Origin of the sequence: Streptomyces zaehneri (assembly GCF_032248645.1) — a bacterium.
Taxonomy (GTDB): Bacteria; Actinomycetota; Actinomycetes; order Streptomycetales; family Streptomycetaceae; genus Streptomyces; species Streptomyces coriariae.
Genome location: NZ_JASTTJ010000007.1, coordinates 333,812 through 348,144 on the forward strand (window position 1 = coordinate 333,812; position 14,333 = coordinate 348,144).

The 14,333-nt window shown below is 73.3% G+C and carries 14 protein-coding genes; 10 read left to right on the forward strand and 4 right to left on the reverse strand.

Annotation, left to right across the window (positions count from 1 at the left end; genetic code table 11):
• The first annotated feature begins 11 nt into the window (after positions 1-11).
• The 7 genes from mshB (at position 12) to QQM72_RS15005 (ending at position 7,604) form a co-directional block, all read left to right on the forward strand.
• Positions 12-926, forward strand: a complete 915-nt coding sequence (mshB, locus tag QQM72_RS14975) for an N-acetyl-1-D-myo-inositol-2-amino-2-deoxy-alpha-D-glucopyranoside deacetylase (protein WP_314221356.1) — start codon at positions 12-14, stop codon at positions 924-926.
• A complete protein-coding gene (locus QQM72_RS14980; protein WP_314221357.1) occupies positions 926-1,336 on the forward strand; it encodes a DUF6113 family protein in 411 nt (136 codons plus the stop codon). The genes mshB and QQM72_RS14980 overlap by 1 nt, the downstream gene beginning before the upstream one ends.
• 153 nt (positions 1,337-1,489) lie before the next feature.
• The gene (locus QQM72_RS14985) at positions 1,490-4,021 is read left to right on the forward strand and encodes a hypothetical protein (protein ID WP_314221358.1); all 2,532 of its coding nucleotides are present in this window, start codon (positions 1,490-1,492) and stop codon (positions 4,019-4,021) included.
• A gap of 91 nt (positions 4,022-4,112) precedes the next feature.
• Positions 4,113-5,048, forward strand: a complete 936-nt coding sequence (locus QQM72_RS14990; protein WP_314221359.1) for an ABC transporter ATP-binding protein — start codon at positions 4,113-4,115, stop codon at positions 5,046-5,048.
• Positions 5,045-5,785, forward strand: coding sequence for an ABC transporter permease (locus QQM72_RS14995; protein WP_314221360.1), 741 nt, complete (start codon positions 5,045-5,047; stop codon positions 5,783-5,785). The genes QQM72_RS14990 and QQM72_RS14995 overlap by 4 nt, the downstream gene beginning before the upstream one ends.
• Positions 5,786-5,790: 5 nt before the next feature.
• Complete coding sequence (locus QQM72_RS15000) at positions 5,791-6,990, forward strand: sensor histidine kinase (protein WP_314221406.1); 1,200 nt, start codon at positions 5,791-5,793, stop codon at positions 6,988-6,990.
• Complete coding sequence (locus QQM72_RS15005) at positions 6,987-7,604, forward strand: response regulator transcription factor (protein ID WP_230194734.1); 618 nt, start codon at positions 6,987-6,989, stop codon at positions 7,602-7,604. Before QQM72_RS15000 ends, QQM72_RS15005 begins: the two co-directional genes overlap by 4 nt.
• Positions 7,605-7,658: 54 nt before the next feature.
• Here the strand turns inward: QQM72_RS15005 and QQM72_RS15010 are convergent, their stop codons facing one another.
• Together QQM72_RS15010 and QQM72_RS15015 are read right to left on the reverse strand one after the other, a co-directional pair.
• Positions 7,659-8,501 carry a transglutaminase-like domain-containing protein gene (locus tag QQM72_RS15010; RefSeq protein ID WP_314221361.1) on the reverse strand — a complete coding sequence of 281 codons (843 nt, stop codon included), beginning with the start codon at positions 8,499-8,501 and terminating at the stop codon, positions 7,659-7,661.
• The gene (locus QQM72_RS15015; RefSeq protein ID WP_314221362.1) at positions 8,498-9,493 is read right to left on the reverse strand and encodes a GNAT family N-acetyltransferase; all 996 of its coding nucleotides are present in this window, start codon (positions 9,491-9,493) and stop codon (positions 8,498-8,500) included. Before QQM72_RS15015 ends, QQM72_RS15010 begins: the two co-directional genes overlap by 4 nt.
• A gap of 140 nt (positions 9,494-9,633) precedes the next feature.
• Here QQM72_RS15015 and fdxA point away from each other — a divergent pair, with 140 nt between their 5' ends.
• Together fdxA and QQM72_RS15025 are read left to right on the forward strand one after the other, a co-directional pair.
• A complete protein-coding gene (gene fdxA, locus QQM72_RS15020; RefSeq protein WP_003973842.1) occupies positions 9,634-9,954 on the forward strand; it encodes a ferredoxin in 321 nt (106 codons plus the stop codon).
• Between the two features lie 119 nt (positions 9,955-10,073).
• On the forward strand, positions 10,074-11,171 hold the full coding sequence (locus tag QQM72_RS15025; RefSeq protein ID WP_314221363.1) for a bifunctional succinyldiaminopimelate transaminase/glutamate-prephenate aminotransferase: 1,098 nt from the start codon (positions 10,074-10,076) through the stop codon (positions 11,169-11,171).
• A gap of 130 nt (positions 11,172-11,301) precedes the next feature.
• On the opposite strand, the gene QQM72_RS15030 is transcribed toward QQM72_RS15025, so the two are convergent.
• Both QQM72_RS15030 and QQM72_RS15035 read right to left on the reverse strand, forming a co-directional pair.
• The gene (locus QQM72_RS15030) at positions 11,302-11,751 is read right to left on the reverse strand and encodes an ATP-binding protein (RefSeq protein ID WP_314221364.1); all 450 of its coding nucleotides are present in this window, start codon (positions 11,749-11,751) and stop codon (positions 11,302-11,304) included.
• Between the two features lie 345 nt (positions 11,752-12,096).
• A complete protein-coding gene (locus QQM72_RS15035) occupies positions 12,097-13,101 on the reverse strand; it encodes a heavy metal transporter (protein ID WP_314221365.1) in 1,005 nt (334 codons plus the stop codon).
• Between the two features lie 95 nt (positions 13,102-13,196).
• On the opposite strand from QQM72_RS15035, the gene dapE reads away from it, so the two are divergent.
• Complete coding sequence (dapE, locus tag QQM72_RS15040) at positions 13,197-14,276, forward strand: succinyl-diaminopimelate desuccinylase (RefSeq protein WP_314221366.1); 1,080 nt, start codon at positions 13,197-13,199, stop codon at positions 14,274-14,276.
• The last annotated feature ends 57 nt before the right edge of the window (positions 14,277-14,333 follow it).

Below are 14,333 nucleotides of genomic sequence, written 5' to 3' on the forward strand. Positions count from 1 at the left end.
AGGCTGGCCTCATGACGGAACGCCCCTCCCCCGACCTCCGGCCGGGGGGACCCCCAGCTCGCGCCGCTCGGCGTCTGCTCCTGGTGCACGCGCACCCGGACGACGAGTCGATCAACAACGGCGCGACCATGGCCAGGTACGCGGCCGAGGGCGCCCAGGTGACCCTGGTCACCTGCACCCTGGGTGAACACGGCGAGGTCATCCCGCCGGAGCTGAGGCACCTGACCGGTGCCGCCCTGGGGGAGTACCGGCGCGGTGAACTCGCCGCCGCCATGGCCGCACTCGGCGTCGACGACTTCCGCCTGCTCGGCGGCCCCGGCCGCTACGGCGACTCCGGGATGATGGGCCTCCCCGACAACGACGACCCCGCCTGCTTCTGGCGGGCCGACGTCGACGAGGCCGCCGCGTCCCTCGTCGAGGTCATCCTCGAGGTGCGCCCGCACGTCCTCGTCACCTATGACGACGACGGCGGCTACGGCCACCCCGACCACATCCAGGCCCACCGCGTCGCCATGCGGGCCGCGGAGCTGGCCGAGGACGCCGGGTGGCGCATCCCCAAGGTGTACGTCAACCGCGTCCCGCGCTCCGTCGTCGGGGCCGCCTTCACGCGGCTCCGGGAGGAGCTGCCGAAACTGCCCTTCACCCGGAGCGCCGTCGTCTCCGACGTGCCGGGCGTGGTGGACGACGGCCTGGTCACCGCCGCGATCGAGGGCGGCCCCGAGTACACCGCCGCCAAGGCCGCCGCGATGCGCGCGCACGCCACCCAGGTCGAAGTCGCCCCCGGCGGGCAGTACTTCGCCCTCTCCAACGAGCTCGCACAGCCCCTGTTCCCGGTCGAGTACTACGAACTCGTACGCGGGGAACCCGCCGGGAAGCCGGAGACCGACCTGTTCGCCGGTACGGGCGACGCGACGGAGGTGGCGTGATGTCCGACCGTGGTTCGATGCTCGCCCAGCCGCTGCGGATGCCCCCCGCCGGACGGATCGCCGCCTGTGTGGGACTCCTGCTCCTCGGCGCCCTCGCCGGTCTCGCCGGGGCGCTCGTCCAGGCCGGCTGGTTCCCGGGCGGACTGCTCCTCGCACTCGTGGGCGCGGGCGGGCTGTTCCTCGGCGGGGCGCGGGCGCTCGGCAGCCGCGCCGGGGCCGTCGCGCCCGCCGCCGGCTGGATGATCTCCGTCATCCTGTGCACGGCGGGCCGTCCCGAGGGTGACTTCCTGTTCGGAGCGGGAGGCGGTTCGTACCTCTTCCTGCTCGGCGGCATGGCACTTGCTGTGATCTGCGCCACCATTGGTTTGGGGCGGCAACCGGTCGGCGGCGACGTCCGACTTGGCAAGTGACGTACCACTTCACCGTGGGGTGCCCGTGGGAGTCCCGTGTGGGTTTCCCCGGCGGTCGTGGGATACGGGCCAGAAGTGGCCAGTATGGTGGTGCGCGCCGCCGAACTGCCCGTGAGGCCGTGCGGGCGGCGGAGCCAACCTGGAGAACCTGCCTTGAGTCGTGAAACTGACAGTCCGTCCTCCGGGCCCAACGGGCGCGGCGGAGCCGCATACCCCTCGGGCACGCCGCCGTACGGCACCCCCGTGGTGTCCGACGGCGGTGCGGACGCGGGCCGTTCGTCCGCGCAGCCGGAGGAACGCAAGACCGAGACCACGCTGACGACCCGGATCCGCATCAACATCCCGGGTTCGCGGCCGATTCCGCCGGTCGTGATGCGCACGCCCGTCGCGGACGCGGAGAACAAGGGCGGTGACGGCCCCGACGGCAACGCCCGGGCCGGTGCCGACGCGCAGTCGGCGCCCACCGCGCCCGCCGTCGGCCACTCCTCGTCCGACACGGGCTCGTTCGAGCTGCCCGCCGAACCCGCGCCCGCCGCCGAGACGAGCAACTGGTTCGCGCCCCGCAAGTCCGGTCCCGCCAAGGGCGGGCAGGGCGGCGGCTCCACCAACGGCGCGGGTCTGCCGGGCGGTTCCGCCGCCGGTACGGGCGCGCCCACGGCCGCCCCCGCCGGCGCGGCGGGACCGGGTGCCGGAGCCGGCGCGGGTGCGCCCGGCGGCGCGCGGCCGGGCAACGGACGTCCCGGTGGCGTGGTCGGCTCCATGAGCGTGCCGGGCGGTTCGCGTCCCGGCGGCACCAACGGCGCCGGGGTCCCCGGTGGCGCCACCGGCGGTCCCGTGGCTCCGGGACACGGCGGCGGCACGGGCTCCTTCGACGTCACCGAGGCACTCGCCGCGGGCCCGCTCGGCAACGGCCCGCGGCCGGGCCAGCCGGGTCAGCCGCCCGTGCAGGGACAGGGGCCGGGGCCGGCACAGGGTCCGGGGCAGGGCGCCGGCGGCGCCGAGCCGCGGCGTGACAACCTGCCGTACTTCTCCGACAACGGCCAGAACGGCCAGCACGGTCAGCAGGGTCAGCAGGGTCAGAACGGCCGGCAGGGCTTCGGCGTGCCGAACGGCGTGCACGGGCAGGGCCCCCAGGGCGGTCTCCCGGCCGGTCCCGGCGGCTCCTACGACTTCAACGGCCCGGACGGACCCGGCGGTCCCGGCGGCCGTGGCGGCCCGCAGGGCGGCCCCGCGGGCCCGACCGGCGGTCCGGTCACCGGCGACGGCCCGATGGTGCCTCCGATGGGAGGCGCACCGCACGGCGCTCCCGGCGTGACCCGCCCGCCCGGCGCTCCCTCCGGTCCCGGTGGCCCCGGCGGCCCGAACGGCCTTGGCGGTCCGGGTCATCCGGGTGGTCCGGGTGGTCCTGCCGGACCCGGTGGCCAGGCAGGTCCCGGCGGTCCGCGTGCCGTCGGCGCCGCCCCCGGCACCGGTCGTCTCCCCGGCGGTGGCCTGAGCGACGACACCGCGATCCTCACCCCGCAGAAGCCCGCCCCCGAACCGGGCGCGGGCGGCTACGGCGGCCGTCCCGTCGACAACGTCTCCGGGAACACCGTCACCAGTGGCATCCCCGTCGTGCCCGGCGGCGGCCAGGGCGGTACGCGCACCGACGGTCCGCTGCCGCACACCCCGCCGAAGGGACCGGCCCCGGCCCCGCAGAGCTCGCCCGCGGGCGAAGCCAAGAACTCCAAGAAGAAAAAGAAGAAGGGCCGCGGCAAGCTGCCCCTGCTGGGCGGCCTGGTGGTCGTCGCGGGGATCGGCCTCTACGGCGCCGGCCTGCTGATGAACCACTCCGACGTGCCCAAGGGCACCACCGTGCTCGGCGTCGAAGTCGGCGGCGGCACCAGCGACGACGCCGTCAAGAAGCTCGACGACGCCTTCGGCAAGCGGGTCACCCAGGCACTGAAGCTGTCCGTCGACGGCGACACCGTCGTCCTGAAGCCGGATCAGGCGGGCCTCCAGTTCGACCTCCAGGCCACCGTCGACGACGCCGCCAAGAGCGACTACAACCCGGTCTCCGTGATCGGCTCGCTGTTCGGGCAGCACCGGGAGGTCGAGCCGGCGATGCCGGTCGACGAGGAGAAGCTCCAGGCGGCCCTCGAGTCCGCCGCGGGCGGCTCCGGCTCGGCCAGCGACGGCACCATCAAGTTCGAGTCCGGCAAGGCCGTCGCCGTCTACGGCAAGGCGGGCAAGGGCATCGACGCGGCGAAGGCCCAGGAGGCCGTCGTCGAGGCCTACCGCACCCAGGTGGAGACGGGCACGGCCGCCGGGGTGAAGGTGCCGACGACCGACAAGCAGCCGACGATCTCCGACGCCGAGGTCGACCGGATGATGAAGGAGTTCGCCGAACCGGCGATGTCCGGCAAGGTCACCGTCATGACCGACGCCGCGCACTCGGTCTCCTTCAGCCCGAAGAACTCCCTCTGGAAGTTCCTCCAGGTCAAGGCGGTCAACGGCAAGCTCGTCGAGAGCTACGACCAGGCCGCGCTGACGGAGCTCTACGGCGGCACCTTCAACGGTGTGCTGATCACCCGCGGCACCGGCCAGAAGACGGCCGTCACGGTCCAGGACGTCATCAGCGCCCTGCGCCCGGCGCTGAAGAGCGAGACGGAGCGGACCGGGATCATCGACACCGACCCGAGCTGACCCGACGGCGGTGCCGCATGACATCTGTCATGCGGCACCGAGGACGGCAGACACTGCCGCCCACCCGGTCCCCCGGGCGACGATCGATGCCATGACGACGACAGCACCGGTGGTCGGGTTCGACCAGGTGAGCAAGAGTTTCGGGGACGTGCGGGCCGTGGACGGCCTGACGCTCGCGCTGCGCCCGGGGGAGACCGTGGCGCTGCTGGGTCCCAACGGGGCGGGCAAGTCGACCACCCTCGACCTGCTGCTCGGCCTCAAGCAGCCCGACAGCGGCACGGTCCGCGTCTTCGGCACCGGCCCGCGTGAGGCGATCGTCGCCGGCCGGGTCGGCGCGATGCTCCAGAGCGGCGGACTGATGGACGAGGTCACCGTCGCCGAACTGGTCGCGCTGGCCTGCGGACTGCACCCCAGGCCGTACCGGGTGGCCGATGTGCTGGCCCGCGCGGGCGTCACCCAGATCGCCGACCGCAAGGTCGACAAGCTCTCCGGCGGCCAGGCCCAGCGGGTCCGGTTCGCCCTCGCCACCGCCGGCGACAGCGACCTGATCGTCCTGGACGAGCCCACCACCGGCATGGACGTCACCACCCGGCAGGCGTTCTGGGCCACCATGCGCGAGCAGGCCGACCAGGGCCGCACGGTCCTGTTCGCCACCCACTACCTCGAAGAGGCCGACGCCATCGCCGACCGGGTGCTGGTCCTGCACCGGGGCCGGCTCCTGGCCGACGGCACGGCGGCCGAGATCAAGGCCAAGGCGGGGGCGCGCAGGATCGCCTTCGACCTGGCGGACGGCATCGACGAGGCGGCCCTGCGCGCCCTGCCGTTCCTCACCAGCCTGACGGTGTCCCACAGCGGCTCCGCCGCGGGCTCCGGCCGGACCGTCCGCATCCAGTCCACCGACGCCGACGCCACCGTCCACGCGGTCTACGGCCTCGGGCTCTACCCCCGCAACCTCGAAGTCGCCGGACTCGGCCTGGAGCAGGCCTTCGTCGCCCTCACCACCGCCGAGGAGGCGAAGTCCAAGTGAACGGCCTGATCAAACTGGAACTCACCCGCGCCCTGCGCAACCGCAAGTTCCTGTTCTTCTCGGTGATCTACCCGTCGGTCCTCTTCCTGCTCATCGCGGGCAGCGCCGACGCCACGGAGAAGGTCGACGGCACGGGCCTGACGCTGCCGACCTACATGATGGTCTCGATGGCCTCCTTCGGCGCCCTCACGGCCGTCCTGATGGGCAACAGCGAACGCATCGCCAAGGAGCGCCAGAGCGGCTGGGTGCGGCAACTTCGCCTGACCACGCTCCCGGGCCGCGGTTACGTCCTGGCGAAGACGGCGAGCGCGGCCGTGGTCAGCCTGCCGTCCATCGTCGTCGTCTTCGCCGTCGCCGCGGCCGTGAAGGACGTACGGCTGGACGCCTGGCAGTGGTGCGCCCTCACCGGCGCGATCTGGGCCGGCAGCCTGGTCTTCGCCGCCCTCGGCGTGGCGATCGGCTACCTCGCGAACGGGGACGCGGTCCGCCCGATCACGATGATCACCTACTTCGGCCTGTCCATCCTCGGCGGCCTGTGGATGCCGACGACGACCTTTCCGGGCTGGCTCCAGGACATAGCCGAGTGGGTGCCGACGCACGCGTACGCTGCCCTGGGGCAGTCCATCGAACAGAGTCAGGCCCCGCATGCCCAGGACATCGTCATCCTGGCCGTCTTCTTCGCCCTGTTCACGGGCGGCGCGGCCTGGCTGTACCGGAAGGACACGCTGAAGGCGTGAGCGTCATGACCGACGACCAGCTGACCGAGAAGGCCCGGGGCGGACCGCCGATCATGCTGGGCCAGACCGCCCGCACGACACGCGAGCTGTGGCGGCGCAAGGTGCTGTGGATCGGCGTCTGGCTGGTGTTCCTCAGCTCGCCGGTCCACGACCTCGTCTCGGGCGACCACACCACCGGCGGCACGGTGGCCGGCTGGCTGGGGCTCGCGGTGTTCGTCACCGTCTACCTGTCGCTGCTCTTCCGGGACATGGGGGCCGCGCCCTACCCCGACAGGCTGGTCGCCGCCCTGATCGGCTCCATGGCGGTGCTCGCCACCGTCCTGTGCCTCACCCTCGGCTCCGCCTGGCTCGGCCTGTACTGCTACGTCTCCGTGGCCTGCGGGATGGTGCTCCCGCCGCGGGTGGCGTTCTGGACGATCCCGGGCACGGCCGCGCTGATGCTCCTCGTCGGCCTGCGCACCGACGAGGACGAGGCGCTCAACCTCCTGCTGCTGGTCCTGCTCATCGGCTTCGCGATGACCGGGGTGAGCCAACTGGTCCGCACGACGGTGGAGTTGCGCAAGGCCCGCGCGACGGTCGCCCAGCTCGCCGCCAACGAGGAACGGCTGCGCCTGGCCAGGGACCTGCACGACCTGCTGGGCCACTCGCTCTCCCTGATCACGCTCAAGAGCGAGCTGGCCGGCCGGATGCTCCCCGGCCATCCCGAGAAGGCCGCCCAGCAGGTCGCCGACATCGAACAGGTCAGCCGCCAGGCCCTGGTGGACGTCCGGGAGGCCGTCACCGGCTATCGGCGGCCCCGTCTCGCCGCCGAACTCGCGGGCACGCAGGTCGCGTTGACGGCGGCCGGCATCACCGCCGTGATCCCGGCCGAACCGGACCTCGACGGCGTCCCCGAGGAGAGCGAGTCCGCCCTCGCCTGGACCCTGCGCGAGGCGATCACCAACGTCGTACGGCACAGCGGCGGCGCCCGCTGCACGGTGGACCTGGTGCGCCGCCAGACCCTGGACGGCCCCGTCCTCGAACTCTCCGTCGAGGACGACGGGTCCGGCGGTTCCGGCAAGGGCCCAGGCAACGGCCTCACCGGCCTCACCGAGCGCCTGGAGAAGGCCGGCGGCACCCTGGAGGCGGGCCGCGTCCGGCGCGGCTTCCGGCTGACCGCCCGGGTCCCGGCCGGCCCGGTGCCGGACGTAGGATCCCGCTCATGAGTGGTGGCATGATCAAGGTCCTGCTGGCCGAGGACCAGTCGATGGTCCGCGAGGCCCTGGCGGCCCTGCTCGGCCTCGAGGACGACATCGAGGTGGTCGCCCAGGTGGCGCGCGGCGACGAGGTCCTCGCGGCCGCCCGCGCCCACGACGTCGACGTGGCCCTCCTCGACATCGAGATGCCGGGCGCGACGGGCATCGAGGCCGCCGCGCAACTCCACAAGGAACTACCGGGGTTGAAGCTGGTCGTGCTCACGACCTTCGGCCGCCCCGGCTATCTGCGCAGTGCCATGGAGGCCGGCGCCGACGCCTTCCTCGTCAAGGACGCGCCCGCGGCGCAGCTCGCTGAGGCGGTCCGCAAGGTCCTGGCGGGCGAGCGGGTCATCGACCCCACGCTCGCGGCGGCGGCCCTGGCGGGCGGCGCCAACCCCCTCACCGACCGCGAACGCGAGGTCCTGCGCGCGGCGGCCGACGGTTCGACGAACGCGGAACTGGCGGCGGCCCTGCACCTGTCCCAGGGCACGGTCCGCAACTACCTGTCGACGGCGATACAGAAACTGGCGGTACGCAACAGGGCCGAGGCGGTACGCACCGCGAGGGAGAAGGGCTGGCTGTGAGGATCAGCACCCCGACGGGCCTGTGACGGCCTTCCAACGGGCCTCCCGCGGGCCTCAGTTCAGCATCGCGCGGGCGGCGAACGCCTCCTTGCGCACCCGCTCCGCGGTCCCCTCGTCCACGACCTCCACCAGCCCCGCGTACTCCTCCAGCTCCACGGCCCCGCCGACGAAGTCCCCCCGCTGCACCAGCAACTGCCCCTTCTCGTACCGCAACCGGGCCGGATGGGAGGGCACCGCCAGCGCCAGCTCCACGGCCCACAGCGCGACATCCGACCGCTCCGGCCGGGCCAGGGCCCACGACCGGATGTTGTTCAGGATCCGCATCACGACGTCCAGAGGCTCCGCCGGGACCAGCATCGACGGTTCGAGCGGCGCCCCCGTCGCCGCGGTGACCAGCGAATCCGCGTCATCGCCCGACAGGATCCGGCCCCCGTCGAAGGGATCGACGAGCACCTGGCGCGCCACGTCCGCGGGCGGCCCGAACCCCACCACGAAGTGCCCCGGCAGCGCGACCCCGTACACCGGCGCCCCGGCCCGTCGCGCCACCTCCACCCACACCACCGACAGCAGGATCGGCAGGCCCCGCCGCCGTACCAGCACCCGATGCAGCAGCGACGACTCCAGCCGCTCGTAGTCCGCCGCCGCGCCGGAGAACCCGTACCGCTCGCCGAGCAGCTCCCGCAGCGCCACCGCCCACTCCCGCGGCCCGCCGGGCCGGTACGGCAGCTCTCCCGCCAGCCGGTCCAGCTCGATCTGCGCGGCGTCCAGTGCGGCCTCGTCCAGCTCCCGGTCCGGCTCCGCGCCGATCAGCAGGCACAGCAGGGCCAGATCGGGCCGCTCGGCCCGCGCCTCCTCGGCGAACCGCCGCCGCACCTCTGCGGCCTCGAACCCGCTCACGCATGCTCCCGATAGTGGTGGTAGGCGTGATGCGCCGCGAAGCCCATCCCGGCGTACAACGCCCGTGCTCCCGCGTTCTGCTCCTCCACCTGGAGCCAGGCCGCCGACGCCCCCTCCTCCAGGGCCCGCCGGGCGAGCGCGGCCATCACGACGGTGGCCAGGCCCCGCCGCCGCCGCGCCGGATCGACCTCGACCGCCGCGAACCCGGCCCAGCGCCCGTCCACGACACACCGCCCGATGGCGGCGGGAGCCTCGCCGGACGCCCCGGGCACCGACGCGAACCACACCGACGGTCCCGATCCCAGCACCTTCAGGGCCACCTCACTCACCCCCTTGCGCTGATAGCGGGCCAGCCACGCCTCGTCGGCATCCCGGGCCAGGGTTACCCCCTCAGCCTCCGCCCGGTCGGCGAGGGGCGCCAGTGCCCCGATCCACAGCTCGGCGCTCACCTCACGCACCCACCCGCGCCGCTCCAGCTCCGCGCACAGCAGCTCCTGGGCGCCCTCGGCCCCCGTCGCGGTCTGCACGTAGGCGGGCAGCCCGCGCTCGCCGTACCAACGCCGTACGACGTCCAGGGCCTCGTCGAGCGGGACGCCCGGCGCGCCGAGCGGCAGCACCGAGTTGGCCCGGCGGGTGAATCCGGCGGCGGCCCGCAGCTCCCACTCGCCGAGCCGCGCGCTCTCCAGCGGACGCCAGGCCCGGGAGGCGACCCGCGCGAGCTCCTCGTAGCCGGCGGCCGGACCCCGGCGGCGGGCCGGGGCGGCCGGTACGACCTTCCCGGCGACCAGCGAGGACGCGTCAACGCGGACGCTCTCGCCGCCCTTCCGTGTGATCACCAGCACACCGGCGTCCCATGATGTGAGAACGCCTACCGTGTCGGTGAATTTCCCCCCGGCGGCACCCGCCTCGGTCAGGCATCGCACGGAGACGCGTTTGCCCACGTCAGCAGTGGTGATGCGGACCTCGAGGCGTCCGGCGGCCGAGAATTCCACAGGTCAGTTCACCCCTCCTGTTCGGATCATGCCCGAGAACGGAGATACTAGAGGCGGGCATCGACGACGCCGCGCTCCCGCGCGCCAGGCGGCGGAGCCTGAGGAGGCCCGCCGGCGCCCTATCGAGGAGGAACGACAGCGTGACCTACGTCATCGCGCAGCCTTGTGTCGACGTGAAGGACAAGGCGTGCATCGAAGAGTGCCCGGTCGACTGCATCTACGAGGGCCAGCGGTCCTTGTACATCCACCCGGACGAATGCGTCGACTGCGGCGCCTGTGAGCCGGTCTGCCCGGTCGAGGCGATCTTCTACGAGGACGACACTCCGGAGGAGTGGAAGGACTACTACAAGGCGAACGTCGAGTTCTTCGACGAGCTGGGCTCGCCCGGCGGCGCCAGCAAGCTGGGGCTGATCGAGCGCGACCACCCCTTCGTCGCCGCGCTTCCGCCGCAGAACCAGTAAAGCGGCCCGCACCTCGTGCCGCCTCGGTCCCGTACGGCCTGATCGCCTCAGATCGCCGTGCGGGGCCGAGGCGTTTGCCGTCAGGGGCAGCTGCCGTACCAGAAAGTGAGCCAGAAGCCGTGTCCGCAGTCTCCGACCGTCTCCCCACCTTCCCCTGGGACAAGCTGGCGCCGTACAAGGCGACGGCCGCGGCCCACCCGGACGGCATCGTCGACCTCTCCGTCGGCACCCCCGTCGACCCGGTCCCCGAGCTGATCCAGAAGGCCCTGATCGACGCGGCCGACTCACCCGGCTACCCGACGGTCTGGGGCACGCCCGAACTGCGCGACGCGATCACCGGCTGGGTGGAGCGGCGGCTCGGCGCCCGCGGTGTCACCCACCGGCACGTGCTGCCGATCGTCGGCTCCAAGGAACTGGTCGCCTGGCTGCCGACCCAGCTGGGCCTCGGCCCCGGCGACCGGGTCGCCTACCCGCGCCTGGCCTACCCGACCTACGAGGTCGGCGCCCGCCTGGCCCGCGCCGGGTACGAGGTCTACGACGACCCCACGGACCTGGACCCGGAGGGGCTGAAGCTGCTCTGGCTCAACTCGCCGTCCAACCCCACGGGCAAGGTGCTCTCCAAGGACGAGCTGACCCGGATCGTGGCCTGGGCCCGTGAGCACGGCGTCCTGCTCTTCTCGGACGAGTGCTACCTGGAGCTGGGCTGGGAGGCCGACCCGGTCTCGGTCCTGCACCCGGACGTCAACGGCGGCTCGTACGAGGGCATCGTGTCGGTCCACTCGCTGTCCAAGCGCTCGAACCTGGCGGGCTACCGGGCGGCCTTCCTGGCGGGCGACCCGGCCGTCCTGGCCCCGCTCCTGGAGATCCGCAAGCACGGCGGCATGATGACCTCGGCGACCACGCAGGCGGCGGCCGTGGCCGCCCTCGGCGACGACGCCCACGTCCGTGAGCAGCGGGAACGCTATGCGGCCCGGCGCACCGCGCTGCGCGAGGCACTGCTCGCCCACGGCTTCCGCATCGAGCACAGCGAGGCCAGCCTGTACCTCTGGGCCACCCGCGACGAGTCCTGCTGGACCACCGTCGCCCACCTGGCGGACCTGGGCATCCTGGTGGCCCCCGGCGACTTCTACGGCGAGGCGGGCGAGAACTTCGTCCGCGTGGCCCTGACGGCGACGGACGAGCGGATCGCGGCGGCGGTCGCGCGGCTCGCCGGCTAGGACGCGTCCCGAGCCCGCCCCCGCCCGGGCCCGCCTCCGCCCGGGCCCGCCCGGGGCCGGCCTGCCGCGACGACGAGACGGGGCCCAGGGAACACCCTGGACCCCGTCACCGGCTCGAGGGCCGCGGGCGTCAGCCGAGCGGCAGGCTCTTCACCGGCAGGGTCTCGGCGCCGGGCAGCCCGCCCTTGGTGAGCGAGTCCGTCGGCAGTCCGCCCTTGGTGGCGGTCGACGCGGTGTCCCCGAGGAGGCCCCCGGCGGAGCCCGCCGCCTCGCCGGCCGTCTTCTGTGCCGCGGGCGCCGTCTTCTTCACGGCCTTGCCGCCGGTCCTGCCCGCGGCAGGCACCGCCTTCTTCACGGCCTTGCCGCCGGTCTCACCCGCGAGTCCGGTGACGTTCTGCGCCGCGCCGTCGACCGTGGTGCCGACGCTCGCCGCGTCCAGGGCGGTCAGTCCGCCGAGGTTCGGAGCGGCGGGAAGGCTGGGGGCCGCACTGGCGGAGCCGGCCGCACCGACCCCGGCGGCCGCTCCCGCAGCGACAAGCAGCGCGGCACGGGCGATCCGGCGGGTCAGGGGGAGGGACATGATGCTCCTTCGACGGGAGAGAACAAGGACTGTCTGTGTCTGCTGTGTCTGCTGTGACTGTCTGTCTGTCCGGGCCCGGACGCAGTGACTACCGCTCGAAGCCCGCGAAGGTTGCGCACGGCCGACGCAAAGAGTTGGCAATGCGTCGCATTATCGCCTGCGGATAAAAACGGGCAAAAACCGCCCGATGTGAAAGTCCGTCAAACCCCTGTAGCCCTTTGTCCGCAAGGGATTCGCCGGATGCGGGGGTGACGGCGCGAAAACCTGAGCACCAGGTCCCCCGAACGGTCCGTACGTGACCCGGCCGAGTGACGACCCGTACTGCTGCGCGGTCCACTGCGCGGTCTACTGCGCGGTGACTATCCGTACGCTGCCGTTCCCGCCGCCCGCCCCCGTCGCCCCGGCGGCCTCCGCGTTGGTCGAGCCGGTCGCCCGCCACCGGCTGTCGGTGTTCCCGGAGACCCACTCCCGGCCCGCGTACGACACGCTCTCGATGCGCAGCGCCGAGGCGTTGGCCACCGCCCAGTGCGCCAGCTGCCAGCCGCGCTCGCCGGCACTGCGCCCACCGGAGGCGGTGTCCTCGGTCACGGGCAGCGTCACGGTCCGCCCGGCGCTCTCGGCGGCGGGTGCGTCCGGGTCCGCCGGGGGAGTGGACGAGACGTCCTGCGCGCCGGCCTCCGAGCCCGCCCGCCGGAGCGTGTCCCGCCCGAAGTCCCGCACCAGCGCCGCCCGCACCGCCTCCGGACCGGTGGTCGTCGGCGTGGTGGCCGAGCGGCCGTTGCAGGTCAGCGTGGCCGCCGCCGTGCCGGTCAGCGCGGCGGCCAGCACCGTGGCGTCCGGCTCGTGCTTGGCGTACGCCTCCGGGTAGCCGCTGCGCTGCACGCGCTGCGCGGCGACGGTGAGCGGGAGCTCGGTGTAGTCGCGGACCTTCGCGAGGTGCTCGTAGAAGATGTCCGCCGCGTACGCCGGGTCCGTGACCTGCTTCTCGGTGCCCCAGCCCTGCGAGGGCCGCTGCTGGAACAGGCCGAGCGAATCCCGGTCGCCGTGGGTGAGGTTGCGCAGCCCCGACTCCTGGAGGGCGGTCGCGAGCGCGATCGCCACGGCACGCTCGGGCATGGCCCGGTTGGTGCCGACGGCGGCGATCGTGGCCGCGTTCACCGCCTGCTCCGGCGTGAACTCGTAGGTCACCCCGTTCGCACCGCCCGAGACGACCCGGCACCCCGGATCGTCCGTGCCGCCGCTGACGTACTGCACCACGACATAACCCGCGACGGCGGACAGGACCACGCAGGCCGCCCCGAAACGGAGGAGGCGGCCGCGGCGCTTGGGAGAGGGGGACGGCTCTGGCACGCGTACAAGGTACTGGAGAGTACTGAGGAGCAGGAGGCCTGTGCGCCGAGCGCGGAAAAGCCGGACGCCCCGGTCGGCGCGTTAGGGTCGACGGCATGGCCGACACCCCGCTTGACCTCACTCTGGACGCCGCCGCACTCACCGCGCGGCTCGTCGACTTCCGTTCGGAGAGCGGCACCGAGAAGCCGCTCGCGGACGCGATCGAGTCCGTCCTGCGCGCGCTGCCCCACCTCACGGTCGACCGCTACGGCAACAACGTGATCGCCCGCACGAACCTGGGCCGCGCGGAGCGTGTGGTCCTCGCCGGGCACATCGACACGGTCCCGATCGCCGACAACGTCCCCTCGCGGCTGGACGAGGACGGGGTCCTGTGGGGCTGCGGCACCTGCGACATGAAGTCCGGGGTCGCGGTCCAGCTGCGCATCGCGGCGACGGTCCCGGCGCCCAACCGCGACCTGACCTTCGTCTTCTACGACAACGAGGAGGTCGCCGCCGACCTCAACGGCCTCAAGCACGTGGCCGAGCATCGCGCGGAGTGGCTGGCGGGCGACTTCGCGGTGCTGCTGGAGCCCTCCGACGGCCAGGTGGAGGGCGGCTGCCAGGGCACCCTGCGGGTCCTGCTGAAGACCAAGGGCGAGCGGTCCCACTCGGCACGCAGCTGGATGGGCTCCAACGCCATCCACGCGGCGGCCCCGATCCTGGCCCGCCTCGCCGCCTACGAGCCGCGCTACCCGGTCATCGACGGCCTGGAGTACCGCGAGGGGCTCAACGCGGTCGGCATCACGGGCGGGGTGGCCGGCAACGTCATCCCCGACGAGTGCGTCGTCACCGTCAACTTCCGCTACGCGCCGGACCGGAGCGAGGCGGAGGCCGTCGCCCACGTCCGCGAGGTCTTCGCCGACTGCGGGGTCGCGGAGTTCGTGGTCGACGACCACAGCCCGGCCGCCCTCCCCGGCCTCTCCCACCCGGCCGCGGCGGCCTTCATCAAGGCGGTCGGCGGCACCCCGATGCCCAAGTACGGCTGGACGGACGTGAGTCGCTTCTCCTCGCTGGGCGTCCCCGCGGTCAACTACGGCCCCGGGAACCCGCACTTGGCGCACAAGCGGGACGAACGCGTGGAGACGGCCAAGATCCTGGCGGGCGAGGAGCGGCTGAGGGCCTGGCTCACCGCCTGAGGGGACGTTCGGCGCGGGGGCTCTTCAGGGCGGACACGCCGACGTCCCCCGTCCGTA